This is a genomic window from Duganella dendranthematis, assembly GCF_012849375.1.
Classification (GTDB): Bacteria; Pseudomonadota; Gammaproteobacteria; order Burkholderiales; family Burkholderiaceae_D; genus Rugamonas; species Rugamonas dendranthematis.
The window spans coordinates 143,884-167,749 of the sequence record NZ_CP051684.1; the positions used below are offsets into that span (position 1 = coordinate 143,884).

General features: G+C 62.6%; 25 protein-coding genes. 9 read left to right on the plus strand and 16 right to left on the minus strand.

Going from position 1 to position 23,866, the window contains the following annotated elements; translation table 11 throughout:
* Positions 1-5: 5 nt before the first annotated feature.
* The 5 genes from metG to HH213_RS00785 all read left to right on the plus strand — a co-directional run bounded on the left by metG (position 6) and on the right by HH213_RS00785 (position 3,959).
* The gene (gene metG / locus HH213_RS00765) at positions 6-2,171 is read left to right on the plus strand and encodes a methionine--tRNA ligase (protein WP_169110165.1); all 2,166 of its coding nucleotides are present in this window, start codon (positions 6-8) and stop codon (positions 2,169-2,171) included.
* Between the two features lie 9 nt (positions 2,172-2,180).
* Positions 2,181-2,660 carry a GNAT family N-acetyltransferase gene (locus tag HH213_RS00770; RefSeq protein WP_110848798.1) on the plus strand — a complete coding sequence of 160 codons (480 nt, stop codon included), beginning with the start codon at positions 2,181-2,183 and terminating at the stop codon, positions 2,658-2,660.
* 85 nt (positions 2,661-2,745) lie between these two features.
* Positions 2,746-3,249, plus strand: coding sequence for a hypothetical protein (locus HH213_RS00775; protein ID WP_169110167.1), 504 nt, complete (start codon positions 2,746-2,748; stop codon positions 3,247-3,249).
* Complete coding sequence (locus tag HH213_RS00780; protein ID WP_110848800.1) at positions 3,246-3,551, plus strand: hypothetical protein; 306 nt, start codon at positions 3,246-3,248, stop codon at positions 3,549-3,551. Before HH213_RS00775 ends, HH213_RS00780 begins: the two co-directional genes overlap by 4 nt.
* A 90-nt stretch (positions 3,552-3,641) precedes the next feature.
* Complete coding sequence (locus HH213_RS00785) at positions 3,642-3,959, plus strand: hypothetical protein (RefSeq protein WP_146235967.1); 318 nt, start codon at positions 3,642-3,644, stop codon at positions 3,957-3,959.
* A gap of 1 nt (position 3,960) precedes the next feature.
* Here the strand turns inward: HH213_RS00785 and HH213_RS00790 are convergent, their stop codons facing one another.
* Together HH213_RS00790 and HH213_RS00795 are read right to left on the minus strand one after the other, a co-directional pair.
* Positions 3,961-5,970: a 2Fe-2S iron-sulfur cluster-binding protein gene (locus HH213_RS00790; protein WP_169110169.1), complete on the minus strand. Its 2,010-nt coding sequence runs from the start codon at positions 5,968-5,970 to the stop codon at positions 3,961-3,963.
* A 2-nt stretch (positions 5,971-5,972) separates the two neighbouring features.
* Positions 5,973-6,596, minus strand: coding sequence for a glutathione S-transferase family protein (locus tag HH213_RS00795; protein ID WP_169110171.1), 624 nt, complete (start codon positions 6,594-6,596; stop codon positions 5,973-5,975).
* Between the two features lie 108 nt (positions 6,597-6,704).
* Between HH213_RS00795 and HH213_RS00800 the strand changes: the two genes are divergently transcribed.
* Complete coding sequence (locus HH213_RS00800) at positions 6,705-7,610, plus strand: LysR family transcriptional regulator (protein WP_169110173.1); 906 nt, start codon at positions 6,705-6,707, stop codon at positions 7,608-7,610.
* On the opposite strand, the gene HH213_RS00805 is transcribed toward HH213_RS00800, so the two are convergent.
* Together HH213_RS00805 and HH213_RS00810 are read right to left on the minus strand one after the other, a co-directional pair.
* A complete protein-coding gene (locus HH213_RS00805; RefSeq protein WP_169110175.1) occupies positions 7,576-9,249 on the minus strand; it encodes a hypothetical protein in 1,674 nt (557 codons plus the stop codon). The two genes, HH213_RS00800 and HH213_RS00805, sit on opposite strands and share 35 nt — an antisense overlap.
* A 76-nt stretch (positions 9,250-9,325) precedes the next feature.
* A complete protein-coding gene (locus HH213_RS00810; protein WP_169110177.1) occupies positions 9,326-10,228 on the minus strand; it encodes a DMT family transporter in 903 nt (300 codons plus the stop codon).
* A 125-nt stretch (positions 10,229-10,353) separates the two neighbouring features.
* On the opposite strand from HH213_RS00810, the gene HH213_RS00815 reads away from it, so the two are divergent.
* From HH213_RS00815 to panC, 3 genes are read left to right on the plus strand one after another with little or no spacing between them, the layout of a single operon-like run.
* Positions 10,354-10,563 carry a DUF3460 family protein gene (locus HH213_RS00815; RefSeq protein ID WP_110848807.1) on the plus strand — a complete coding sequence of 70 codons (210 nt, stop codon included), beginning with the start codon at positions 10,354-10,356 and terminating at the stop codon, positions 10,561-10,563.
* Between the two features lie 20 nt (positions 10,564-10,583).
* Positions 10,584-11,444 carry a segregation and condensation protein A gene (locus tag HH213_RS00820; protein ID WP_110848808.1) on the plus strand — a complete coding sequence of 287 codons (861 nt, stop codon included), beginning with the start codon at positions 10,584-10,586 and terminating at the stop codon, positions 11,442-11,444.
* Between the two features lie 25 nt (positions 11,445-11,469).
* On the plus strand, positions 11,470-12,309 hold the full coding sequence (gene panC / locus HH213_RS00825; RefSeq protein WP_110848809.1) for a pantoate--beta-alanine ligase: 840 nt from the start codon (positions 11,470-11,472) through the stop codon (positions 12,307-12,309).
* Here panC and HH213_RS00830 read toward each other — a convergent pair.
* From HH213_RS00830 to motB, 12 genes are all read right to left on the minus strand, one after another.
* Complete coding sequence (locus tag HH213_RS00830) at positions 12,306-12,713, minus strand: hypothetical protein (protein WP_169110179.1); 408 nt, start codon at positions 12,711-12,713, stop codon at positions 12,306-12,308. The two genes, panC and HH213_RS00830, sit on opposite strands and share 4 nt — an antisense overlap.
* A gap of 66 nt (positions 12,714-12,779) precedes the next feature.
* On the minus strand, positions 12,780-13,991 hold the full coding sequence (locus HH213_RS00835; RefSeq protein WP_169110180.1) for an EAL and HDOD domain-containing protein: 1,212 nt from the start codon (positions 13,989-13,991) through the stop codon (positions 12,780-12,782).
* 110 nt (positions 13,992-14,101) lie between these two features.
* Positions 14,102-14,491, minus strand: coding sequence for a chemotaxis response regulator CheY (cheY, locus tag HH213_RS00840; protein ID WP_008450066.1), 390 nt, complete (start codon positions 14,489-14,491; stop codon positions 14,102-14,104).
* A gap of 135 nt (positions 14,492-14,626) precedes the next feature.
* The gene (locus tag HH213_RS00845) at positions 14,627-15,703 is read right to left on the minus strand and encodes a protein-glutamate methylesterase/protein-glutamine glutaminase (protein WP_110848812.1); all 1,077 of its coding nucleotides are present in this window, start codon (positions 15,701-15,703) and stop codon (positions 14,627-14,629) included.
* A 19-nt stretch (positions 15,704-15,722) separates the two neighbouring features.
* Complete coding sequence (gene cheD / locus HH213_RS00850) at positions 15,723-16,319, minus strand: chemoreceptor glutamine deamidase CheD (RefSeq protein ID WP_110848813.1); 597 nt, start codon at positions 16,317-16,319, stop codon at positions 15,723-15,725.
* Positions 16,320-16,328: 9 nt separating this feature from the next.
* Positions 16,329-17,192, minus strand: a complete 864-nt coding sequence (locus HH213_RS00855) for a CheR family methyltransferase (protein WP_110848814.1) — start codon at positions 17,190-17,192, stop codon at positions 16,329-16,331.
* A 109-nt stretch (positions 17,193-17,301) separates the two neighbouring features.
* Positions 17,302-19,050 carry a methyl-accepting chemotaxis protein gene (locus tag HH213_RS00860; protein WP_110848815.1) on the minus strand — a complete coding sequence of 583 codons (1,749 nt, stop codon included), beginning with the start codon at positions 19,048-19,050 and terminating at the stop codon, positions 17,302-17,304.
* Positions 19,051-19,184: 134 nt separating this feature from the next.
* Complete coding sequence (locus HH213_RS00865; RefSeq protein ID WP_110848816.1) at positions 19,185-19,682, minus strand: chemotaxis protein CheW; 498 nt, start codon at positions 19,680-19,682, stop codon at positions 19,185-19,187.
* Between the two features lie 9 nt (positions 19,683-19,691).
* Positions 19,692-21,878, minus strand: coding sequence for a chemotaxis protein CheA (cheA, locus tag HH213_RS00870; RefSeq protein ID WP_169110182.1), 2,187 nt, complete (start codon positions 21,876-21,878; stop codon positions 19,692-19,694).
* Positions 21,879-21,919: 41 nt separating this feature from the next.
* A complete protein-coding gene (locus HH213_RS00875; protein ID WP_110848818.1) occupies positions 21,920-22,285 on the minus strand; it encodes a response regulator in 366 nt (121 codons plus the stop codon).
* 34 nt (positions 22,286-22,319) lie between these two features.
* Positions 22,320-22,868, minus strand: coding sequence for a chemotaxis protein (locus HH213_RS00880; protein ID WP_110848819.1), 549 nt, complete (start codon positions 22,866-22,868; stop codon positions 22,320-22,322).
* 35 nt (positions 22,869-22,903) lie between these two features.
* Positions 22,904-23,860: a flagellar motor protein MotB gene (motB, locus tag HH213_RS00885; protein WP_110848820.1), complete on the minus strand. Its 957-nt coding sequence runs from the start codon at positions 23,858-23,860 to the stop codon at positions 22,904-22,906.
* Positions 23,861-23,866: the final 6 nt, after the last annotated feature.

Here is a 23,866-nt window from a genome sequence, read left to right on the forward strand (position 1 = left end):
AAACCATGACCCGCAAGCTGTTCGTCACCACTGCCCTGCCCTACGCTAACGCCGCTTTCCATATTGGCCACATGATGGAGTACATCCAGGCCGACATTTGGGTACGCTTCCAGCGAATGCAGCGCGACAACGGTGTGGCGCGCGAGGTGCATTTTGTGGGCGCCGATGACACCCACGGCACGCCGATCATGATCGCCGCCGAGAAGGAAGGCATCACGCCGCAGCAGTTCGTGGCCAAGATCGCCGCCGGCCGCGCCCAGTACCTGGACGGTTTCCACATCGCCTTCGATAACTGGTACTCGACCGATTCGCCGGAAAACGTCGAACTGTCGCAAGGCATCTACCGCAAGTTGCGCGATGCCGGCCTGATCCAGACCAAAATCGTGCCGCGCTTCTACGACCCGGTTAAGGGCATGTTCCTGGCCGACCGTAACATCAAGGGCGAGTGCCCGGTGTGCCACGCCAAGGATCAGTACGGCGACAACTGCGAAGTCTGCGGCGCCGCCTATCAGCCAACCGAACTGATCAACCCGTTCTCGGTGTTCACCAACGCCACGCCGGTGCTGAAGGATTCGGAACAGTATTTCTTTAAGCTGTCCGACCCGCGCTGCTACGAGTTCCTCAAGGCCTGGCTGAACACGCCTGGCCGTTTGCAGCCAGAAATGGTCAACAAGGTCTCCGAATGGCTGGGCGAAGCCGGCGAAAAGCTGGCCGACTGGGATATCTCGCGTGACGCGCCGTACTTCGGCATCCCGATCCCTGACGCGCCGGGCAAATACTTCTACGTCTGGCTGGACGCGCCGGTCGGGTACTTGGCCTCGCTGAAAAATTACTTCGACAAGAAGGGCCTGGACTACGAGGCGTTCCTGCGCGATTCGAATACCGAGCAGATCCACTTCATCGGCAAGGACATCGTCTCCTTCCACCTGCTGTTCTGGCCGGCGATGCTGAAGTTTTCGGGCCTGCCGACGGTCGAGCGCATGCGCGTGGCGGTGCACGGCCACCTGACCGTCAACAACGAAAAAATGTCCAAGTCGCGCGGCACCGGCATCTCGCCGCTGCGCTACCTGAACCTGGGCATGAATCCGGAATGGCTGCGTTACTACATCGCCTTCAAGCTGAATTCCAAGGTAGAAGACCTGGACTTCACCGGCGACGATTTCGTGGCCCGCGTCAACTCGGATCTGATCGGCAAATACGTCAACATCGCCTCGCGCTGCGCCGGCTTCATCGCCAAGAAATTTGACGGCAAACTGGCCGACAGCCTGTCCGCCAATGCGCAGGAATGGATCAAGCGCGCACTGGTGACGCCGGAAGGCGTGGAACGCCAGGCCAACATCGCCGCCAATTTCGAGGCGCGCGAGTTCGGCAAGGCGCTGCGCGAAATCATGGAAATCGCCGACATCACCAACCAGTACGTGGACGAGAACAAGCCATGGATTCTGGCCAAGGACGAGACCAAGCTGGCCGAGCTGCACGACGTCTGCACCACCGCGCTGATCCTGTTCCGCCAGCTGACCTTGCTGCTGTCGCCGGTGCTGCCGGGCGTCGCCGCCAATGTCGCCAAGTTCCTCAACGACGAGCAACTGGTGTGGGCCGATACCGATGTCGCCAGCGGCGTCGTGTCGAGCGCGCTGCTGGGCCGCACCATCGGCGCCTACGCGCACCTGATGACCCGCGTTGACGCCACGATGATCGAAGAGCTGTTCGACGCGCCGCAGGGCGCCGCCGCGCAAGCCGCCGCTCCTGCCGTCAAGGCCGAGAAGCCAGCCAAGGCCAAGGCAGCGCCAGCAGTCGCCGTGACCGAGACCGGCATCGAAGTGATCGCGCCGGAAATCTCGGTGGACGACTTCTTCAAGGTCGACTTGCGCATCGCCAAAATCGTCAACTGCGAACACGTGGAAGGCTCCGACAAGCTGCTGCGCCTGACGCTGGACGCCGGCGAAGGCCGCCTGCGCAACGTGTTCTCCGGCATCAAGTCGATGTACCAGCCGGAAGACCTGATCGGCAAGCTGACCGTGCTGGTGGCCAACCTGGCGCCGCGCAAGATGAAGTTTGGCGTGTCGGAAGGCATGGTCATGGCGGCCTCGGCGGTGGATGAGAAAACCAAGCCGGGCATCTACATCCTGAATCCGTGGCCGGGCGCCGAGCCGGGCATGCGCATCAGCTAAGGACTGGGCATGAACCTGCGTGTGCGCGAAGCAACAACGGATGATGCCAGACTGATCGCCGAGCTCACGCGCGCTGCGTGGGCCGGCAAGGTCAGTGTCACTTCCAGCGGCCACCGCGAAACCGCCGTCATCGTTGCAGAACACCTGCGCGATGGCGGCGGTTTTGTTTTGGAGGTCGATAACCAGGCGATCGGCTCGGTGCGCTGGCTGCCGCTGGATTCGGAGCAGGACGTGTGGGAAGTGTGCCGCATGGGCGTGCTGCCCGGGCATCGCGGCACCAATTTGTCGCAGCACCTGCTGGAGGCGGTGATTCATCACGGGCTGACCTCCGGCGTGCAGGAAGTACGGCTGGCGGTGCGTGCAGACCAGCCCAAACTGATTGATTTCTACGCCGCCTACGAGTTTGAACTGGCGGAAGAGCTGGAATATTCCCACGCCAATCCGCTCGAACCGCCGCCGCTGGTCATGCGGCGTCTGCTACGACACTGACAGGCATACGGGCGTGTGTCCTACGTGTACACCCCGGCCCGCATGAAAGAATCATTGCTCACCGAATCGTTTCGAGGAGCAGAACATGAACAGCAAATTTATCGCCCTGATCGTAGCCGCCGGCTTCAGCTTTGCAGCCACCGCCCAGACCACCCCAGCCGGCCAAACCGGCCAAACCGGCGCGACCGGTACCACGGGTACGAACGGCGCAACGACGGGTACCGCCGCGCGGCCGACCACCATGCAACCAGCCGGCACGCAAAATCCCAACGCCATGCCGTTGAACCAGAGCCGCAGCACGCTCAGCAACCCGCCGAATTCGCTGACCAATCCAAACAGCAACCTCAATAGCAACAACCTGAATAACAACAATCCCAACAGCAATCTCAATAGCAACAACCTCAATAATAACAATCTGAACAACACCAATAACAACACCCTCAATCGCAATGGCAGCACCGTTAATTGCGTCAACGGAACAAGCAGCGCAACCACCGGCGCACCGCCGCTGACCAATAGCAGCCGCGTGGACACCGCTCCCAACGTTGCCTGTAATAACGGCGCCCAGCCCGGCCAGGTGCGACCATGAAGCGCGCGCTCGCCTTCTACCTGATGGCGGGTTGCCTCGGTGCACCCGTCTGGGCACATCAGGCCCAGCCCGATCCAGCCGTGAAAACCGGCGACGGCAAAGCAGCGCCGGCGAAAAAATCCAGCGCGTCCGCCTGTAGCAATATGGCAGGTGGCACCGAGGCCAGCGGCGGCGAAAACGTCGAGACGCAGGCCAAGACTGGCAAGGCGAAAACCGCTGGCTGCGGCCAGCACAACGGCAAGGCTTCCGCTCCTCACGCCGCGCCGACCACACCCAATCCAGACGTTAAAAGCCGGTCCTAGTCTGACCCCAACACAAGGCCGGCTCCTACGAGCCCGCCAGCCCTAGCGTGGAACAATGAACGCTCTTGAACCTCATTAATGGAGACCATCATGAATAGCAAATTTATCGCCCTGATCGCAGCCGCATGTCTGAGCACCGCCGCCCTGGCGCAAACCTCCGGCACCACCAATACCGGCACGCCAACCGCAGGCCAAAGCTCGGCCACCAGCGGCGAACAGCAAGCCACCACGATGCAAAACAATTCCAACATGCAAAACACCGCGCCGGCCAAAACCGCCAAGGAGCGCAAGCAGATGCAACGCGATAAAAACAAGGTCGATTGCAACACCGCAGCCACCGACGGCGGCGCAACTGCACCAGCCCACGCGCCGTGTGAAGACAAGAACGTGAAGTCGAAACGCGGCTGATTTACAGCGCCAGCGTAAGCGCGCCGCTACCGGCGCGCGGCACGACGGAACACAGCAGCACCTGGCCGGCTTCCGGCTCGGTGCCGCAGCTACGTGTGTAGCTGACGTCGCCGCCAGCCAGCCCTGCCGCACACGAGCCACACAGGCCTGAACGACACCCGGATGGCGCCTCCACGCCGCTTGCCTCGGCCAATTCCAGCAAACTGCTGTGCTTGCCGTCCCAGGTCGCATCGACACCAGAGCGCTCGAAGCGTATCTCTACCGGTCCGCTGGCCGGCTCCGTGACGGCCTGTTTGGCCACCCGGCCCGCATCGCGCCGTAAGCTGGCCGGGCCGAACGCTTCGAAGCGAATGCGTGCATCGGCCACATTCAGCTTGCGCAAACCGTCGTACATCGCCTGCATGAAGGCAGCCGGGCCGCATAGGTAAAAGTCATAGTCATCAAATGGCAGTAACTCCTTCAGCATCACCATGTCGATATGCCCGTCCTGGCTACTGTAGCGCGTGTGCAGATGCAGATTGTTATGGCCCGCCGCCAACGCATCGAGATGCGCGGCAAATGCATGTTCACTGCGGCTGCGCGCGCCGTGGACGAACCAGATGGGATGCTTGTGCCGCGTGCGACTGCCGTTCACCAGCAAGCCATTCAGCATGGCGATCATCGGCGTGATGCCGATGCCGGCCGACAACATCACCACCGGCCGCTGCGTGCCCTCTTCAAACGTGAACTCACCTCCCGGCCCCATCAGTTCTACCAGCGCGCCTGGCGCCAGATGCTGGTGCAGCCACGCCGACACCACGCCGTCACGCTTGACGCTGATGCGGTACTGGCGGCCATTCGGCGCGTCGGAAATCGTATAGCTGCGGATCTGCGGCGCCACGCCCTCGTCCGCCCACGCCGGCACGCGCAGCGAGATAAACTGGCCCGGCACATGCGGCGCGACGCCGGCGCCGTCCGCTGGCTCCAGATAGAACGAGCGAACGCCGTCACTCTCCCTCACTACATCGGCCACGGCAAACGAGCGCCAGCCTTTGACCAGCGCGGCAGCGGACTGCACGCTGTCCGCCTCGGTCCAGTTGCCGGTGCGCGCCACTTGCATGGCAGGTTGCGGTGCAGTCCAGCGAAACGGCAGCGCGCCGACGTTGCGCACCACTTCGCGTACATGGAAACGCAGCAGTTTTTCAGCGCCGACAAAAGCCTGTAACTGCGGACCGTCCCAGATGATTTCCGCTTCCACCGCCAGGTGCAGCATGTCGCCACTTTCAAAGTCGATGAACAGCAGCCCGGCGCGGGGCGAGGTCAGCAAATTGCCCATGGTGTTGAAGAAGTAGTTGCCGACGAACTCAGGCGAGGTCAGCGTCTGATCGTCGTCCACCCGCACAAAGCCGGGCCGGCCGCCGCGATGCGACACATCTACGCCACGGCCCCGCCCCGCATCGGACGCCATGTTGGCACTGGCGATGAAGAAAGTATCGGCGCGGGCGATCAGCGCCCGGTCGGCGTCGCTCAGCTTGCCGGCGCGCAGGACTTGCACGGCGTGGCCATCATCCGGCGCCGGGCTGTGCTGACGGTGCTGGATGTACTGCGGGCAGTTGCCGAAGCTCTGCGTGATGGCGATGCGCAGCACGCCGTTATCCGTCGACACAATCTCGCCATTGACGCGGTTACGGCGGCGCGTGGTCGGTTCCAGTCCCAGTCCACCGACGTGCGCGCCGGCATGCAACTGGCCTTGCAGCGGATCGCCTGGCAACATGCCGCCGTTGAAATCCAGCGTGCGTGCGTCCGGCGACACGATGAAGCCGGCATCGGCCGCCAGCATGGTCGCCCAAGGCTGCCCGGCCGCGTCCAGCGCGCCGAGGAAGAAGAACGGCAGCGACTGGAAGAACTCGCGATGCTGCGCCGGCATGTGGTCGCGGATGAATGCCGCTGCACCGGCCATTTGTTCGCGCACACCGACGCGCTCCTGGATCGCCAGTTCACCGGCATGAAATGGAGAGGCAGCGGCGTTCATGATTACACCTCCTCGGGAGCGAGGCCGGCTTTGGTGGCAGGCATGGCCACGAAGCCCGGCAGTGCGCGCACATTGTCCAACCAGGCGCGAATATTCGGATATGGTTTGAGCGAGACGCCACCTTCGGGGGCGTGGGCGACGTAGCTGTAGCCGGCGATATCGGCAATGCTGGCGTGCTCACCCACCAGCCAGCGGCGGCCTTGCAGTTCCTGCTCCATGACGTCGAACAGGCGTGCGGCGATGTCCTTAGCGACCTCGTGGTCGCGCGGGGCGTTGAACACGGTGACCAGGCGCGCTGCGGCCGGGCCGTAGGCGATCTTGCCGGCAGCGGCCGACAGCCAGCGCTGCACGTTGGCGGAGGCCAGCGGATCGCGCGGCAGCCAGCGGCCGGTGTCGTCGTATTTGGAGGCCAGGTAGACCAAGATGGCGTTGGAATCGGCCAGCGTCACATCGCCGTCCTGCAACACGGGAATTTCGCCGAACGCGTTGAGCGACAGGAAAGGCTGCTGCTTGTGCTCGCCCGCACCGAGGTTGACCGAGACGAATTCGTGCGGCAGGTTCAGCACGCCCAGGAATAGTTGTGCGCGGTGGGTGTGGCCGGAGAGAGGAATGCCGTACAGTTTCATGATGCGTCCTTGGTGAGTTGATGATGACGCCAGTATAAGGAGCGCGCATCGTGCTGATAAGACGGACAAAATCGGAATCAATGTCCACTAAAAGTGTACAATAAAGCCATGATTGATCTCAGCACCATTAACCTGAACCGCCTGACCACCTTTGTTGCCGTCGTGGAGGCCGGTTCGTTGACGGCCGCCGCCGAGCGGCTGGGCTTGGCAAAATCCATGGTCAGCAAGCATATGCAGCTGCTGGAGCAGGAAATCGGCGTCGGCCTGCTGCTGCGCTCAACGCGCAAGCTAAGCCTGACTGAAGCCGGCCGCACGTTTTACGAAGCCAGCCGCCAGTTGCTGCAAGCGGCCGAACAAGCCATCGAGCAGGCGCGCAGCGGCCGCGACCAGTTACAAGGGATACTGAGGGTGGCTTCGCCGATCGACTATGGGCTGATTGTAGTGTCGCCATTGCTGGCGCAACTGCGTGCGCGCTATCCAGCGCTGAAGATCGACCTTACCTGCGGCGACCACATCATCGACCTGATCGCCGAAGGCATCGACGTGACCGTGCGACTCGGCAAGCTCGCCGACTCCGGCCACATGGCGACGCGCGTGGACACGCTGGTGCGCTGGCTGGTGGCCAGTCCCGACTTTATCGCCCGTCATGGCATGCCGGCCACACCGGAGGATTTGCCGGCGTTGCCGTATGTCTCGCTGTCGGTGCTGGCGCAGCCGACGCAATTTACGCTGGGTGACGGCGCCGGCAAACAGGCACACGTGCGCATGCTGAACACCGTGTTCTCCTCCAACACCGCCTACGCCACACGCGCGGCCGCACTGAGCGGCGACGGCGTGTTGCGCGCCACCGTGTTTTCGGTCAAGGACGATGTGGCGGCGGGCCGGCTGGTGCGCGTGCTGCCGGATTGGTCGCTGCAGGAAAGCGATATCCACGCCGTCTACCCCGCCACCTCGCACGTGCCGCAGAAAGTGCGCGTGTTTATCGACGCGCTGAAGGCTGCAACGGCCGCCTAGCCGTCTTGCGGCGGCGGGTGACGATCCACCCGCTCGCCACGAACGCCGTCACCGCAACGCCGCCCCAAACCCAGGTTGCCACGGCTGATGCAGGCCGGCGCTCACGCGGCGCAGCGGGATCTCTGAAGGTGGCTGGAAACGCGCGCGGTGCAACCGGCACGATCTGCCAGTCCGCGCGGTTGGCCGGCGCGCGCTGCTGGTACTCGCGCAACGACAACACCGGGTCGCTGCCGAACGCGCGCGACGATGGATATTGCGGCAGGCGCACGAACAGCAGCGCTTCCAGATCGTCAGCCAGTTGCGCCTCCAGTCCGCTGCGGGCCGGGCCGCTGGTCAGGCGCCGCAGCAAATCATCACCGATGGTGTTGAACGCCACAAACGGCAGCAACTCTGTACGCTCGGTTTTCAGGTAGTCATAAGCGCTCTGACCGCTTGCCAGACTGACGTCCTTGAGCGCCATATAAGGCAAGGCCATCGCAGCCTTCAGCGGCGCTTCGCCACCCAGACGTGGAATCTGCCAACCCAAGGTACGCAACGTCTCGACGTTGATGCCGGCGCAGTTGGTGCTGGCGTGCCTGTAATGAAAATCCTGCCGATAGAAATGACTGAACACCCGGCTGATCGCCTCCTGATACAAGGCCGGCGCGCGAGCGTCCTTCAGCACCGCCACCAGCATGTACGACGGGCGATACCAGGACTGGCCGCTGTTCAGGTCGCCCATATACGCATCCATGGGCAGTGTGGCGGCGATGATGCCTTTCTCGCTGACCGAAGCCAGGCTGTAGAAATTATTCACCAGCCAGTCATCCCACTCGCCGGCGCCGCCAAAGCGGCCGGTCGCCACGGCAAAATGGCCGCCGTAAGACTCATCGTCATCGCCTTGCGCGCCGTTCAGAACAAAGCCCAGCGCCGGCTTGCCGGCCAGCGGCATCGGCTGCGCACCACCGTCACGGCGCCACAGCGTGCGCACGGCAAAATCGGCTTGGGCACCGCCGTGGTCTGCGCGCACCAGGCTTTCGATGGTTTCGCCGCGCGCCAACGGCTGGCTGGCGGCCGCGGCATCAATGGCATAGCGTTTGGGCCACAGCGTGCGGATCACAAAATGCTCGTCGCGCAGCACGCCGCGCGCCTTGATATCGCCATCGGCGAAAAAGGCGACGCTGCTGTCGTCCACGTAAGCGCGGTTGCTCGACAGGCGCGGCGTCAGTGTCACGGCCAGCGGCGCGGCATTGCCGGCGCGTGACAGTTGCCCGCCCGGCTGCCAGCGTCCTTCCGCCACATGCGGCGAGCCGATCCACAGCAAGGATGGCGGCTGGTCTCCGGGCCTGCCTTTGCCGTTGGCGAGCCACGCCTGCACATCTTCCTGCGCACGCAGGCGCGGATCGTAGCCGACGGCATCAGCCTTGGCCACGGCGATCATGTCATCGTTGAAGTACCACAGCGCTTGCTCCGGGGCGAGGCAGTCCCGGCAGCGGCCAGTGGACAGCTTGAAGCGGTCGGTGGCATACAGTCCCAGCAAGCCGGGTGCGAGGGCGTCGCGAACGCTGGTGTCTGGTGGCGGGGCAGCGTGCGATGACATGGCGGCCGTGTAGTACAGGGCTGCCGCTGCCAGCACAGCGAGAACGGGACGGGGCGGCATGCTGTCACTCCGGAAATTGACGGAGTTGCAGTGTAGAACGGGGCTAACCGGAGCTTGTTACGCTCCGTCAAGCTTTCTAGCCGCGACGGGCGGAAACCACGATGCCGCCAACAATCAGCGCAAACGCGGCGGCATGGTAGCCGTGCGGCGCTTCGCCGAGGAAGGCCGCCGACAGCACGGCCGCAAACAACGGCGTCAGGTTGACGAAGAAGCTGCCCACCGACGGCCCCGCCTCTCGCACGTCCGCGCCCCAGCAGCCGAAGGCGATAATGGCCGGGCCGGTCGAGACGTACAACAGCGCCGCCGCCAGGGCCCGGCTCCACTGCACCGGAATCGCGCCCAGCGCCTGTTCGCCCAGCGCGAAACCGCCTGACCACAGCACGCCAAACGCCACCTGCGCCAGCAGGAAACCGGCCCAGTCGGCACGGATGCCAGCCGGCTCAGTGGTGCGCGTCAGCAGCCAACTGTAGAACGACCAGGCGATGGTGGCCAGGATCATGAACAGATCGCCCGGCACCAGCCGCAATTCCAGCACATGCCGCCATTCGCCGCGCGCCAGCACCAGCAGCACGCCGGCGATCGACAGCACGGCGCCGGCCACTTGCCGCCGGTTAACCGGCACGCCGAAGAACAGCCAGCCGGTCAGCATCATCCACACCGGCATACCGGACGCCACCAGCGTGACGTTGATCGGCGTCGAGCTTTGCAGCGCCATGTATTGCAGCGCGTTGTACATGCCGATGCCGAGCAGGCCAAGCATGGCGTAGCGTTTCCAATGTTTCCACAGGCCGGCATCACGGCGGAATACGGGGCCGGCCAGCGGTAGCAGCAGGAAGAAAGCGATGCCCCAGCGCAGGAAATTCAGCAGCACCGGTGGCAACTGGTCGTGCACCAGCCGGCCGACGATGGCGTTGCCGGCCCACAGCAAGGGCGGCAAGGTCAGCAGGAAGATGGTTTTGGACGTCAGGCGCGTGGTCATTTTTATGTTTACACAACATTATTTTCAGGAGCATACCCGATCCGGCCCGCCACAAGCGATAGAAATAGCTTTGCAACGCCGGGGCGCGGTAAAATAGCCGTTGCTGATCCACCCACTTAGATAATATGAAACTTTCTAAACAACATTCGATGTACGAATCCGAGCACACCTTGTTCATCAAGGCGTTGAAGGAAAAGAACCCAGGTATTGAGGCAGGCCAGCAACTGGGCCGCGCGCTGCTGTGGGATCGTCCACCGGTTTCGCTGGATGAGCAACAGCGTCAGCTGGAATCGGCCGTCAAGCAACAAGCTTACGTCTACCAGAACAAACTCTAAGCACACGCGGGGCGGCAAGGATGTTGCCAGATCAGACGGCTGAGGTGCAGCCGCCGGAACAGGACGCTGCGGTTGCCGACGCGGTTGCCGTCACAGCCGAAGTTTCCGCCCTCGCCCGCCTGTACGGTGAGCCGCTGCTCAAGCTGCCCACCGACCTGTACATCCCGCCGGACGCGCTGGAAATTTTCCTCGATGCGTTTGAAGGTCCGCTGGACCTGCTGCTCTACCTGATCCGCAAGCAGAACTTCAACATCCTCGATATCCCGATGGCGCAGCTGACGCTGCAATACCTGAAGTATGTCGACCAGATCCGCCTGTCCAACCTGGAGCTGGCGGCCGAGTATCTGCTGATGGCGGCCATGCTAATCGAGATCAAATCGCGCATGCTGCTGCCGCAGCGCCAGGTCGACCTGGACGTGGAAGCGGACGATCCGCGTGCCGAGCTGGTGCGCCGACTGCTGGAATACGAACAGATCAAGCTGGCCGCGTACGACCTCAACGCCATCCCGCAGCTCGACCGCGATTTCACCCGCACCGAAATCTTCATCGAGCAGAGCCTGGTGCCGACCTGGCCCGAGGTGGTGGCCAGCGACCTGCAACAAGCGTGGCTGGATGTGATGAAGCGGGCCAAGCTGACCCAGCATCACAAGATCAGCCGCGAAGAGCTGTCGGTGCGCGAGCACATGACCGGCATCCTGCGGCGGCTGCAATCGGCCCGCTTTGTCGAGTTTGCCGATTTGTTTGACGTGGCCGGCGGCGTGCCGGTGGTGGTGGTCAACTTTGTCGCGCTGCTGGAGCTGGCCAAGGAAACCCTGATTGAAATTACCCAGGCCGAACCGTTCGCACCGATTTATGTGCGGCTGGCCTACTCGCCGGCGTGAGCCGGCATACGAATGAGCTTACACCATGAAAATCATCACCTCGATTGAAGAACTGCGCGACCAACTCAGTGGCCAGCTGCGCACCGCCTTTGTCCCGACCATGGGCAATCTGCATGAAGGCCACCTGTCGCTGATGCGTCTGGCGCGCAAGCACGGCGACCCGGTGGTGGCGTCGATCTTCGTCAACCGCCTGCAATTCGGCCCGAACGAAGACTTCGACAAGTATCCGCGTACCTTCCAGGCCGACGTCGAGAAGCTGGAGAAGGAAGGCGTGTACGTGCTGTTTGCGCCGACCGAGAAGGATCTGTATCCGGAGCCGCAGGAGTACCGCGTGCAGCCGCCGGACGGCCTCGGTAATACGCTGGAGGGCGAGTTCCGTCCGGGCTTCTTCAACGGCGTGTGCACGGTGGTGACCAAGCTGTTCTCGTGCGTGCAGCCGCGCGTGGCGGTGTTCGGCAAGAAGGATTATCAGCAGTTGATGATCATCCGGAATATGTCGCGCCAGTTCGCCATGCCGACCGAGATTATCGCCGCCGAAACGTATCGCGCGGACGATGGCCTGGCGCTGTCGTCGCGCAATATGTATCTGTCGGCGACCGAGCGGGCTGAAGCGCCGGCACTGTACCAGACGCTGAATGCGGTGGCGGACGAGGTCCGTTCGGGCCATCTGGATGTGTTCCAGCTGGAGCACAAGGCGATGGACGATCTGGCCCAGCGCGGCTGGAAGCCGGATTACATTTCGATCCGCAAACGCGGCGACCTGCAACCGCCGAACGCCGGCGATCTGGCGCAAGGCACGCCGCTGGTGGTGCTGGCCGCCGCCAAGCTGGGCACGACTCGCCTGATCGACAATCTGGAAATTTAAGGTTTGCCGCCGGGCGCCGCAACGGCTGGCGCGGCCGGCAACACGGTCGCGCCTTGCGGCGTCAGCTGGAGAATGACCGCCGGCGTGCTGATTGCCGGCGCCGACGCTTGCACTGGCGCGGGCGGCTGACGCGTCAGCAAGTTCACCATGAGACCGATCATGGCGATGAACATCCCGATGATAGCGATAAGTACCCCAACGATCCATTTGATGATCTCGGCCTTCACCGTCTCAGCCGAACTTTCTATCTTGGCGTCAATCGCGTCAAAGCGAGCGTAGACAAGTCCGAACTGCGAACGAACGCCCTCGAAGCGCTCGGTCATGGTGACCCGCAAGTCGTCCACAGCGGTGCGAACGTCGCCCACCTTATTGTCGATATACTCCCTGTCGGAATTGGCGTTCATGATGGAGCCATCATGCGCCGCGCAATCGGGGGCGTCAACGGCTGCGCGTGCGGTGTTTGAGGCAGATCAGGCGGCGACGTTTTGGGCCCAGGCCAGGGCTGACAGATGCGCCTTGTTGACATCCAACGGGCTCAGCTTGAGGGTCGCGGCCAGCGAGGCTACCAGGTCCGAATTCAGTTCGCAGGCCTCGGCCAGCGCCAGATAAGGCCCGTACTTGCCGCCGCGCGTCAGCAGCGCCGCCACCACGTCGTCGGACAGCTGGATGTTGGCCAGCACTTCCTGCATCGGAATCCCCAATAGCCGGTCCAGCAGCGAGAACATGCCCGCCACGAAGACATTTTCCGCTTCGCTCTTGCCCAGCGCAGACTGCGCCAGCAGCTCGGCCAGACGGCCGCGCACCACCGCCGTTTCCAGCAGCACCGGCGAATAGCCCGAGGTACTGGCGGTTGCCAGCAGCAAGGTCAGCCAGCGGTACAGCGGCTGGTAACCCAGCAAGGTCAGCGCCTGGCGCAGCGACTGCACTTCCCTGCCCGCGCCGAAGCCGGCCGAGTTGATGAAGCGCAGCAGCTTGTACGACAGCGTTGCATCGCGCTTCAGCACCGCCTCCAGTTGGGCGATATCGGCGTTCTGGCGCACCATCTGCATCAGCTGCATGATGATGGTCTGGGCCGGATTCAGGCCTTTGCTGTCGGTCGAGGGACGCGGCGTCAGGTGGAGTTTGCCAACGAAGGCGTTCAGGCCCAGCGCGGCGCAGGCGTCGAAGTCGGCCCAGTTGCTGACCGGGCGGGCGATCATGCCCACGCTGGTTTGCTTCAGGCCGGCATAGGTGCGGGCCTGGGTGGCCACATCGGCGCCGGTGAAGCGCATTTCAACATAGGATGCAATGCTCGGCAGACGACTGCCGATGCGCGCCAGGTCGGCCTCCCGCAGCAGCACGCCGACGTCGCCGGCGCGCAAGCCCTGTACCGCCGCCAGCGTATCCGGATTGGCCAGCTCGGCAGCCTTGATCGACAACACCGTGCGTTCCGGCGGCAGCGCGTACAGCGCATCGGTCGACAGCATGGCCGGCACGGCTTCGAGGAACAGGGTCTTGTCGCGCAGCAGCCAGCCGTCATCCTCATCGACCACCTGGCCGGCGACGAAGCCGACCAGCGACTCTAGCGCCTCCAGCGTGGACGCCGCGCCGCTGCTGGACTGTTGCCAGCACAGCTCGTAGCCGACCACGCGCTGCTTGGGGTCGAGCAAAGGTTCACGGACGATGAAGTTAGTCTGGTGCATGATTCACAATACCCCAAAACGAAAGGGTCTGACCCCGTACGAGGTCAGACCCTGGCCGCAGCGGTGTGCGGGGGTGCACGGGTGCCGCTGACAGCCGCGTAACACTTAGATCAAGCGCCGAGTTTCTCGAAGATCTTGTTCAGTTTTTCGTCCAGCGTAGCGGCGGTGAATGGTTTCACCACGTAGCCATTGGCGCCGGCCTGGGCCGCCGCAATGATGTTTTCCTTTTTCGCCTCGGCGGTCACCATCAGTACTGGCAGTTTGGCCAGTGCTGGATCGGCACGAATGTTTTGCAACATCGTCAGGCCGTCCATGTTCGGCATGTTCCAGTCGGACACGACGAAGTCGAACGATTCGGCGCGCAGTTTGGCCAGCGCCATCACGCCATCTTCTGCCTCGTCGACATTGGCATAACCCAGTTCTTTTAACAGATTCCGGACGATGCGGCGCATCGTCGAAAAATCGTCAACAACTAAAAATTTCATCTTTGGATCAGCCATGAATTGCTCCGTTGTTTCTCTACGCGGTTGTTAATATTGCCTACTAATCGTGCCCACATCGGCATTAAGTTGTAGGATAGCATTTTCGTTGCCTGAAGGCGAACAAAGTAGCAGTAAAACGTCACAGTTGCACGATTAAACACGCAAGGCGCGCATCCCATGCTGTGCCAGGTGTCCAAGAACCATGCCCGGCAGTGCCTGGAGTGCCCCAACTTCGTGCGCCGCGCCGACCGCAATCGCCTCGCGCGGCATGCCGAACACCACGCAACTCGCCTCGTCCTGGGCAAAATTATACGCTCCGGCGTTGCGCATCTCCAGCATCCCCGCCGCGCCATCCTTGCCCATGCCAGTCAGGATAACACCGACCGCGTTCTTACCGGCGGCTTGTGCAGCAGAACGGAACAAAACATCGACCGAGGGCCGGTGCCGGTTGACCGGCTCGGCCTGGTCGATGCGGGTCATGTAGTTGGCGCCGCTACGGGTCAGGTACAGGTGCGAGTGACCGGGCGCGATGTAGGCATGGCCCGGCAGCACGCGCTCATTGCCCTGCGCTTCCTGCACCGAGATCTTGCACAGCGAATCGAGGCGCTTGGCGAACGAGCGGGTAAAGCCTTCCGGCATGTGCTGAGTGATCAGGATGCCGGGACAGTCGGACGGCATCTGCATCAGGAATTCGCGGATGGCCTCGGTGCCGCCGGTGGAGGCGCCGATGATGATCAGTTTTTCCGACGACAGCAGCGGATTGCGCAAGGCCGACAGCGGCGATGCGGCATGGCCGTCCGCGCCCGGCTGCGGCAGGCGACGCGCCTGCACGCGCGCCTTGGAAGCGGCGCGGATCTTGTCGGTAATCAGTTCGGTGTACTCGCGCATGCCGGCCTGGATCGAGATCTTCGGCTTGGTGACGAAATCGACCGCGCCCAGCTCCAGCGCGCGCATGGTGATTTCCGAGCCGCGCTCGGTCAGCGACGACACCATCAATACCGGCATCGGTCGCAAGCGCATCAGTTTTTCCAGGAAGTCGAGGCCGTCCATCTTCGGCATCTCGACATCCAGCGTCAGCACGTCGGGGTTGGTTTGCTTGATCAGTTCGCGCGCCACCAGCGGATCGGGCGCCACGCCCACCACTTCCATGTCGGGTTGCGAGTTGATGATCTCGCTCATCACGCTGCGTATCAGTGCGGAGTCGTCGCACACCAGGACTTTGATCTTCATAAAAAGGCTTTCTTGTTATTTAAAACAGATCGATTTCGCCACCCACCGGCGCCACCTTGAGGCGGCTGGCATATTCGATTTCCCGCTTGACCAACGTATCGTTATGGCTCTGCATCAGTTTCTTGACCAACACCTTGCCGGTGCGCGGGAAGAAATACACTTTGCGCGGGTAGATGTCGTTCAGATCTTCCGCCACCACGCGGATTTTTTCCACCTTGAGGAAGTTCAGCACGAAGGCGGCGTTGCGTTCGCCGACGTTGATGGCGGTGAAGCCCTTCAGCACCGCGCCGCCACCGAATACCTTGGCTTCCAGGTTTTCGCGCCGGGCGCCGGCCTTCAGCAAATCATTGATCAGGATTTCCATCGCGTAGGTGCCATAGCGCGCCGAGGCCGATACCGGGCTGCCGTCGCCGCCGCCGTCCGGCAGCATGAAGTGGTTCATGCCGCCCAGGCCGGTGACACGGTCACGGATGCAGGCCGACACGCACGAACCGAGCACGGTGACGATCAGCATGTCCTTGTTGGTGAAGTAATACTCACCGGGCAGAATCTTGGCGGCCTGGCAGTCGAACGTGCGGTCAAAATAGACGTTCGTGGCAAATTGTTCGAGGTCCATGTTTTATTCTCATGTGCGTTGCGGTGCTTTACGGGCCGCAGCGGTATCGTCCAATTCGTAGACGGTCTTGCCGCGCAGTTTCAACGACTCCGAGACATACAGGAAATTCTCCGAGTGCCCCGCAAACAGCAGCGCATCCGGCTTCATCAGCGGCACGAAGCGCGACAGAATCTTGCGCTGGGTGGCCTTGTCAAAGTAAATCATCACGTTGCGGCAGAAAATGGCGTCGAACTGGCCGCTGATCGGCCAGCTGTCCGCCAACAAGTTCAACTGCTTGAACGTTATCATATTCCGCAGTTCAGGCCGCACGCGTGCCATACCTTCGCGGTCGCCCTTGCCTTTGAGGAAGAAGCGGCGCTGGCGTTCGGGCGACATCTTGTCCAGCCGGTCCATGCCGTAGACGCCGTTGGCGGCGGTCGCCAGCACATTGGTATCGATATCGGTGGCGACGATCTGCACGTTCGGCGTCAGCGTGTTGAACGCTTCGCACACCGTCATGGCGATCGAGTACGGCTCTTCGCCGGTGGAGCTGGCGGAACACCAGATGGTCAGCGGCTCGCGCTTGCCCTTGACGTGGTCGGCCAGCAGCGGGAAGTGATGCGCTTCGCGGAAGAACGAGGTCAGGTTGGTGGTCAGGGCGTTGGTGAACGATTCCCACTCTTCGCCCAGGCGGCCGGCTTCCAGGTCGTCCAGGTATTTGGCGAAGGAATCGATGCCGGTGGCGCGCAGCCGGCGGGCCAGACGGCTGTAAACCATCTCCTGCTTGCTGTCGGCCAGCGAGATGCCGGCGCGTTTGTAGATCAGTCCGCGTACGCGTTCGAAGTCGCGCGCGTTGAAGTCAAATTCCTTGACCGTGTCTTTGCTTTGCGGCATATGTTAACCCTTCTCTGGTACTGCTTACTAACAATGCCCGCCGTCATTCCCGCGCAGGCGGGAACCCATACTCAGCATGGGCACCCGCATGCGCGAGTGCGACGACCACTTAAAATTCTTCCCACTCGTCGGCGCCCGAGGACGCCGCTGTGGTTTTCTTCGGCGCGGCCGGACGCGCGGCAGCGGTCGGTGCTGGCGCTGGCGCCGATGCCGGACGCGATGCGGCGGCAATGGCTGCGCGTTTCGGCGCGGCGGCCGGCTTGACCACAGCGCGCTGCGGCGCCGGAGTCGGTGCGCGGCGCACCGCCGTGTCATGCGACAGCTTGAAGATGCTGACCGCCTGCGACAGCAACTCGGCCTGCTCCTGCATGCTTTCCGCTGCCGCAGCCGCCTCTTCCACCAGGGCCGCATTCTGCTGCGTCATCTCGTCCATCTGCGAAATCGCCTGATTGACTTCCTCGATGCCATTGCTCTGTTCCTGGGTGGCGGCGGTAATCTCGCCCATGATGTCGGCCACCTGGCGAATCGACGTCACGATCAGGTCCATGGTCTGACCGGCTTCGTCCACCAGCTTGCTACCGGCATCGACCTTGTCCACCGAGTCGGTGATCAGTTCCTTGATTTCCTTGGCCGCACCGGCCGAGCGCTGCGCCAGGTTGCGCACTTCCGACGCCACCACGGCGAAGCCACGGCCCTGCTCACCAGCACGGGCCGCTTCCACCGCCGCATTCAGCGCCAGGATGTTGGTCTGGAAAGCGATACCGTCAATCACCGAAATAATGTCGGCGATCTTGCGTGACGATTCGGTGATCGACCCCATGGTCTGTACCACCTGCGACACCACGGTGCCGCCCTTCTCCGCAACCGATGACGCCGACACGGCCAGCTGGTTGGCCTGGCGCGCATTGTCGGCATTCTGCTTGACGGTCGAGGTCAGTTCTTCCATCGACGACGCCGTTTCTTCCAGCGAACTGGCCTGCGATTCGGTACGGGCCGACAGGTCGGCATTGCCGGAAGCGATTTCCTGCGACGCCGTCGAAATCAATTCAGTACCGGTGCGCACATCGCCCACCGTCTTGGCCAGGCTTTCGTTCATATCCTTCAGCGCCTGCAACAGTTCGCTGGTTTCATCCTGGCCGGTGACCTGCACGTCGGAGGTCAACTCGCCGCTGGCCACTTTCTGCGCCACTTCCACCGCGCCCGACAACGGCACCGTGATCGAACGGGTGATGATCGTCGCGCACACCACGCCCAGCGCCACCGCCACGCCGCCCAGCACGAACAGCACCACCATCAGGCCGCGGTCCGAGGTGACCGAGCTGTCCATCACTTCCTCGGCGTTGGCGCGCTGCATGGCGACCAGCTTGTTGATCTGCACCAGCGTCTGCGTATTGAGCGGATCGATGCGGCCGGAAATCACCTTGGCGCCGCCCTCGCTGTTAAATGCCAGAATCTGGCCGATGGCTTCCTTGAAGGCGGTGTTGGTGTCGGCGTCCAGCACGCTGATGTCGGCCAGCACTTTCTTCTCGTTGTCGTTCAGGCCCAGCGCCTTGAGGTCGGCCAGCGCTTTCTCGTAGCGGGCGCGCTGGTCTTTCACTTTCTGCTCTTCCTTCTGCATCAGACTGACGTCCGATTGCAGGCCGATGTTACGCATGGCGATGCCGGTTTCCAGCATCGCGCTCTTCATCACGTCGGCCTGCAGGTTCTTGGCCGTCGCGGTTTCCAACCCGCTGGTCAGCTTGCTCTTGTTGCTGTAATTCAGGTAGTTGGTCATCAGCACGATGGCCACCAGGATCAGCAAAATAATGCCGAAACCGATGCGCAGCCGTGCGCCGATCTTGAAGTCGCGTAAGTTCATGTGGTACTCCCCTCTGTCTGTGCTCTATCGTCGTGTGGCGGCGCGTCCTTCTTTTTGGGACACGTCCGTGTACTGCAAGGTGCCGGCGCGGGGTTGAGGCGCCGGCGGGGCGGGCTAGGCTAAGTGTTGGTCACTCAAGCGGCCGCCAGCTGGTCCATCAAGCCCATTTCCGGGCTGGACATCAGCTTGTCGATGTTAACCAGGATCAGCATGCGCTCGTCGATGGTGCCGAGGCCGATCATATAGTCGGTGCTGAAGGCGGTGCCCATTTCCGGCGCCGGCTTCACTTGTTCCGGGGTCAGCGTGGTCACGTCCGACACCGAGTCCACCACCATGCCGACGATGCGGCCGTTGATGTTGAGGATGATGACCACGGTGAACTGGTCATACACCGGATCGCCGAGGTGGAACTTGATGCGCATGTCCACCACCGGAATGATGATGCCGCGCAGATTGATCACGCCCTTGATGAATTCAGGCGCGTTGGCGATGCGGGTCACCGCTTCGTAGCCGCGGATTTCCTGCACCTTCAGGATGTCGATGCCGTACTCTTCCGTACCAAGCTTGAAGGCCAGGTATTCGTGGCCGGCGATTTCGTTGGCCTGTGCGACGTTGGATTGGATCTCTGCCATGATGGCCCCCTATGAAGAAAAAATCGATTCGTCGGCCAACTGGCGCGACGAGCGTATCAGCGCGGCTACATCCAGGATCAGCGATACGCCGCCGTCACCCAGGATGGTTGCGCCGGAAATGCCGGCTACTTTGCGGTAATTGGATTCCAGGTTCTTGACCACCACCTGCTGCTGGCCGACCAGGTCGTCGACGAACAGGCCAGCCTTGCGGCCGTCGGTCTCGACGATGATGACGATGCCTTGGCACGGGTCGGTAAAGCGCGGCGCGATGTCGAACATCTGGTGCAGCGGCACCAGCGGCAGGTACTCGCCGCGCACCTTGATGACGCGGCCCTTGCCACTGATTTCCTTGACGTCTTCCGGCACCGGCTGCAGCGATTCGATCACGAAGCCCAGCGGCAAGATGTAAATCTCGTCGCCGACGCGGATCGACATGCCATCCAGAATCGCCAGCGTCAACGGCAGCGAAATCGAGATGGTGGTGCCGAAGCCCTTGGCCGAGCGGATGTCGACCACGCCGCCCATGGCGGTGATATTACGCTTGACCACGTCCATGCCGACGCCGCGTCCCGACACGTCGGTGACCACGTCGGCGGTCGAGAAGCCCGGCGCGAAGATCAGCTGCCAGACTTCGGCGTCGCTCATGTTTTCCGTTACCGGCAGGCCGTTCTGTTCGGCCTTGGCCAGGATGCGCTCGCGGTTCAAGCCGCCGCCATCATCCGATACTTCGATGATGATGTTGCCGCCCTGGTGAGAAGCCGACAGGAACAGCCGGCCGGCATCGCTCTTGCCGCCGGCGCGCCGCACTTCCGGCATTTCGATGCCGTGGTCGATCGAGTTGCGCACCAGGTGCGTCAGCGGATCGACGATGCGCTCGATCAGGCCCTTGTCCAGTTCGGTGGCGGCGCCGTTGGTGATGAAATCGACCTTCTTGCCCAGCTTGTGCGCCAGGTCGCGCACCATGCGCGGGAAGCGCGAGAACACGAAGTCCATCGGCATCATGCGGATCGACATCACCGCTTCCTGCAGGTCGCGGGTATTGCGGGTCAGCTGGCCGACGCTGTTGAGCAGGCGCTCGTGCACCATCGGGTCGAGCGTATCGACGCGCTGTTCGATCATCGCCTGCGTGATGACCAGTTCGCCAACCAGATTGATCAGCTGGTCGACCTTCTCGATCGAGACGCGGATCGAGGCCGACTCGGCGCCGGCGTGGGCAGGTGCCTTCTCTTTTTCCTTCTCTTCCTTCTTGACGACTTTCTTCTCTTCTTCCGGCGGCGTTTCGATCACGATGCCGGCGGCGGCGCGGATCTGTTCGACCGGCTGGAAGAAGCCGTAACCTTGTGCGTCTTCGCTGCCGGCGGCGGCGTTGGCGCGGATTTCGTCCAGCGGCTGGAAGAAGCCATAGCCCTCGCCGGCGGCGGCGGGCTTGAGTTCGGTAGTGTCGAAGAAACCGTAGCCGAGGTCAGCCTCGACCTGATTGCGCGCGGCCCGTTCCTTTGCCGCCTGCGCGTCGTCCAGCGCCGGCAGTTCGGTGACGATCATGTCGTCCGGATTGAGCACGAAGGAGCAGATGGCGATCACGTCGTCCAGGCTCTCATGCGTGGTGACCAGCATGGCGTTGCGGTCCTTGTCCAGCGGCGTGATCGAGACGTGGCCCATCAGGCCCAGTTCCTCGCCCAGCGCCTGCACCTCGCGGTGCGGCATGGCCGGCAGTTCCAGGCGGTAGCGGCGGCCGCCGCTGTGATCGACCACCTTGGTTTCGACCGCATTGTAGGCCGGCGCGACCGGCGCCAGCGCCACCACCGGCACGTCCTGCGCCAGCGATTGCAGCATCATGCGCACATTGCCGACCGCGTCCTGATCGACCGCGCTGCCGAGACGGTGACCGTCCAGCTGCATTTTGAGGATGTCCTTGGCGGCCAGGAAGGCGTCCACGTGTTCGCCGGTCAACGCCATCTCGCCTTTGCGGATGCGGTCCAGCAGGGTTTCCAGCACGTGCGTGATTTCGCTCATGTCGGTCACGCCAAACGTGGAGGCGCCGCCCTTGACCGAGTGGGCGGTGCGGAAGATCGCGTTCAGATCCTCGGCATCGGGGGCGTCCAGATCGACGGCCAGCAGCAGCCGCTCCATTTCAGCCAGCAGCTCCTCGGCCTCATCGAAAAAGACCTGATAAAACTGGCTTATATCGATGGTCATGGGGATACTCCGTTACGTTCGCTTCGCATCATGACGCCTTATCAGCCGATGACCTTTTTGACGACTTCGATCAGCCGCTGCGGATCGAAAGGTTTGACCAGCCAGCCATTGGCGCCGGCGGCGCGGCCCTTGGCCTTCATCTCGTCGGACGATTCGGTGGTCAGCATCAGGATGGGAGTCTTGGCGTAGCTCGGCAGCTCGCGCAGCAGCTTGATCAGTTGCAGGCCGTCCATGCGCGGCATATTCTGGTCGGTCAGCACCAGGTCGACGTTCTGCAGCTTGGCTTTTTCCAGGCCTTCCTGGCCGTCCACCGCCTCCACCACCTGGTAGCCGGCCGCCTTCAGGCTGAACGCCACCATCTGGCGCAGGGAGCTGGAATCATCAACTGCAAGTATAGTCTTGGCCATCTTTATCTCTCTTGTAAATCACGTTATATAGTTGTTAGAACAGCTCGATGTCGCCGCTCTCCAGGTGTTGCTGACTGACTGCTTTGCGCAACACGCTGCGCAATTCCAAACTCTGTATCGCCAGCGCCATGCTGACCTTGCCCAGCAGCTCGACGATCTGTTCGTTGTCGCTCTCGGGCAGCATCTCGTCGCCATGGGCGCCCAGCGTGCCGAGGAACTCGCGCAAGCCGGTCACGCGTTTCAGCGTGCGGTCCAGCAACTGGCTGGTCATGTCCTGGAATTGCAGGCTGGTGATGGCGGCGTTCACATAGCCGCCGACCTGGCCTTGCAGCGCCTCCAGCTGGGCGCGCTGCTCGGGGGTCGCGGTGCCGCCTTGCAGCAGCAGCTGGATGGTGGCCTGCTCGGCCTCCACCGTCTTATGGATCGCCATGAAGTTGAAGGACAGCTTTTCAATCGCTTCCTCCAGCAGCAGGCCGGTCTGGATCAGGTCGGTCTCGACTTCGGTCAGATGCCGGCGACCGTGGTCAGCCACGCCGGACAGCAGGCGCTTGACGTGGGACCCCAGAATTTTTTTTCTCGTCATAACAGTCTCGTTTACTTCTGTTTACTTCTACTGGCTTATTTGCGCACCGGCGGGCCGGACGGCTTACCCTGGGCCGCCGCTGCGGGGGCGATCTCGGCAGCATCCTCGGCGTCGCCGACCTCGATCTTGCGGCCGTCGCGCAGCACATTGTCTTCGGCCTTGCGGTTCATGACGACGATGCTGATGCGGCGGTTGATCGGATTGAACGGGTCGGCCTTGTCGAGGTTGATGGCCGAGGCCAGCCCGACCACGCGCAAGACCTTGGCATCCTGCATGCCGCCGACGATCAGCTCGCGGCGCGAAGCGTTGGCGCGGTCGGCCGACAATTCCCAATTGCTGTAGCCGGCGTCGCTCATATACGGCGTCGAATCGGTGTGGCCGGACAGGCTGATGCGATTCGGCACGTCATTCAGCACGAAGCCGATCTCGTGCAGGATGTCCTTGGTGTACGGTTGCAGCTCAGCCTTGGCCAGCGCGAACATCGGCCGGTTCTGCTCGTCGACGATCTGGATCCGCAGCCCCTCGCTGGTGATGTCGAGCAGCAGCTGGTCCTTGTATTTCTTCAGCAGCGGGTTGGCCTCGATCTTGTTCTCGATGCGTTCCTTGAGCGCTTTCAGGCGCTGGTTTTCTTCCGCTTCCATGGCGGCCTTGGCGGCCGTCAGGTTATAGGTCTTCTTGACCTGCGGGTCGTCGCTGGCCTTGACCTGGCCGTCGGTACGGGTCAAGTCCTTGCCGCCGCCCTTGATCACCGACGAGCTGTCGCCGCTGCCGGAACCGCCCGCCATCGCCACCTTCAGCGGCGTCTTGAAGTATTCGGAAATGCCGTTGAGGTCGCCCTTGGTGGTCGAACCCAGCAGCCACATCAGCAGGAAGAACGCCATCATCGCCGTCACGAAGTCGGCATACGCGATCTTCCAGGCGCCGCCGTGGTGACCGCCGCCGCCCTTCTTGATGCGCTTGACGATAATCGGCCGCAAGCCCTCTTCAGCCATGATTCA

Excerpts from the sequence above, each read along its gene's own strand:
- metG (WP_169110165.1), top strand. The coding sequence starts at position 6 with ATGACCCGCAAGCTGTTCGTCACCACTGCCCTGCCCTACGCTAACGCC.
- HH213_RS00770 (WP_110848798.1), top strand. The coding sequence starts at position 2,181 with ATGAACCTGCGTGTGCGCGAAGCAACAACGGATGATGCCAGACTGATC.
- HH213_RS00775 (WP_169110167.1), top strand. The coding sequence starts at position 2,746 with ATGAACAGCAAATTTATCGCCCTGATCGTAGCCGCCGGCTTCAGCTTT.
- HH213_RS00780 (WP_110848800.1), top strand. The coding sequence starts at position 3,246 with ATGAAGCGCGCGCTCGCCTTCTACCTGATGGCGGGTTGCCTCGGTGCA.
- HH213_RS00785 (WP_146235967.1), top strand. The coding sequence starts at position 3,642 with ATGAATAGCAAATTTATCGCCCTGATCGCAGCCGCATGTCTGAGCACC.
- HH213_RS00790 (WP_169110169.1), bottom strand. The coding sequence starts at position 5,970 with ATGAACGCCGCTGCCTCTCCATTTCATGCCGGTGAACTGGCGATCCAG.
- HH213_RS00795 (WP_169110171.1), bottom strand. The coding sequence starts at position 6,596 with ATGAAACTGTACGGCATTCCTCTCTCCGGCCACACCCACCGCGCACAA.
- HH213_RS00800 (WP_169110173.1), top strand. The coding sequence starts at position 6,705 with ATGATTGATCTCAGCACCATTAACCTGAACCGCCTGACCACCTTTGTT.
- HH213_RS00805 (WP_169110175.1), bottom strand. The coding sequence starts at position 9,249 with ATGCCGCCCCGTCCCGTTCTCGCTGTGCTGGCAGCGGCAGCCCTGTAC.
- HH213_RS00810 (WP_169110177.1), bottom strand. The coding sequence starts at position 10,228 with ATGACCACGCGCCTGACGTCCAAAACCATCTTCCTGCTGACCTTGCCG.
- HH213_RS00815 (WP_110848807.1), top strand. The coding sequence starts at position 10,354 with ATGAAACTTTCTAAACAACATTCGATGTACGAATCCGAGCACACCTTG.
- HH213_RS00820 (WP_110848808.1), top strand. The coding sequence starts at position 10,584 with ATGTTGCCAGATCAGACGGCTGAGGTGCAGCCGCCGGAACAGGACGCT.
- panC (WP_110848809.1), top strand. The coding sequence starts at position 11,470 with ATGAAAATCATCACCTCGATTGAAGAACTGCGCGACCAACTCAGTGGC.
- HH213_RS00830 (WP_169110179.1), bottom strand. The coding sequence starts at position 12,713 with ATGAACGCCAATTCCGACAGGGAGTATATCGACAATAAGGTGGGCGAC.
- HH213_RS00835 (WP_169110180.1), bottom strand. The coding sequence starts at position 13,991 with ATGCACCAGACTAACTTCATCGTCCGTGAACCTTTGCTCGACCCCAAG.
- cheY (WP_008450066.1), bottom strand. The coding sequence starts at position 14,491 with ATGGCTGATCCAAAGATGAAATTTTTAGTTGTTGACGATTTTTCGACG.
- HH213_RS00845 (WP_110848812.1), bottom strand. The coding sequence starts at position 15,703 with ATGAAGATCAAAGTCCTGGTGTGCGACGACTCCGCACTGATACGCAGC.
- cheD (WP_110848813.1), bottom strand. The coding sequence starts at position 16,319 with ATGGACCTCGAACAATTTGCCACGAACGTCTATTTTGACCGCACGTTC.
- HH213_RS00855 (WP_110848814.1), bottom strand. The coding sequence starts at position 17,192 with ATGCCGCAAAGCAAAGACACGGTCAAGGAATTTGACTTCAACGCGCGC.
- HH213_RS00860 (WP_110848815.1), bottom strand. The coding sequence starts at position 19,050 with ATGAACTTACGCGACTTCAAGATCGGCGCACGGCTGCGCATCGGTTTC.
- HH213_RS00865 (WP_110848816.1), bottom strand. The coding sequence starts at position 19,682 with ATGGCAGAGATCCAATCCAACGTCGCACAGGCCAACGAAATCGCCGGC.
- cheA (WP_169110182.1), bottom strand. The coding sequence starts at position 21,878 with ATGACCATCGATATAAGCCAGTTTTATCAGGTCTTTTTCGATGAGGCC.
- HH213_RS00875 (WP_110848818.1), bottom strand. The coding sequence starts at position 22,285 with ATGGCCAAGACTATACTTGCAGTTGATGATTCCAGCTCCCTGCGCCAG.
- HH213_RS00880 (WP_110848819.1), bottom strand. The coding sequence starts at position 22,868 with ATGACGAGAAAAAAAATTCTGGGGTCCCACGTCAAGCGCCTGCTGTCC.
- motB (WP_110848820.1), bottom strand. The coding sequence starts at position 23,860 with ATGGCTGAAGAGGGCTTGCGGCCGATTATCGTCAAGCGCATCAAGAAG.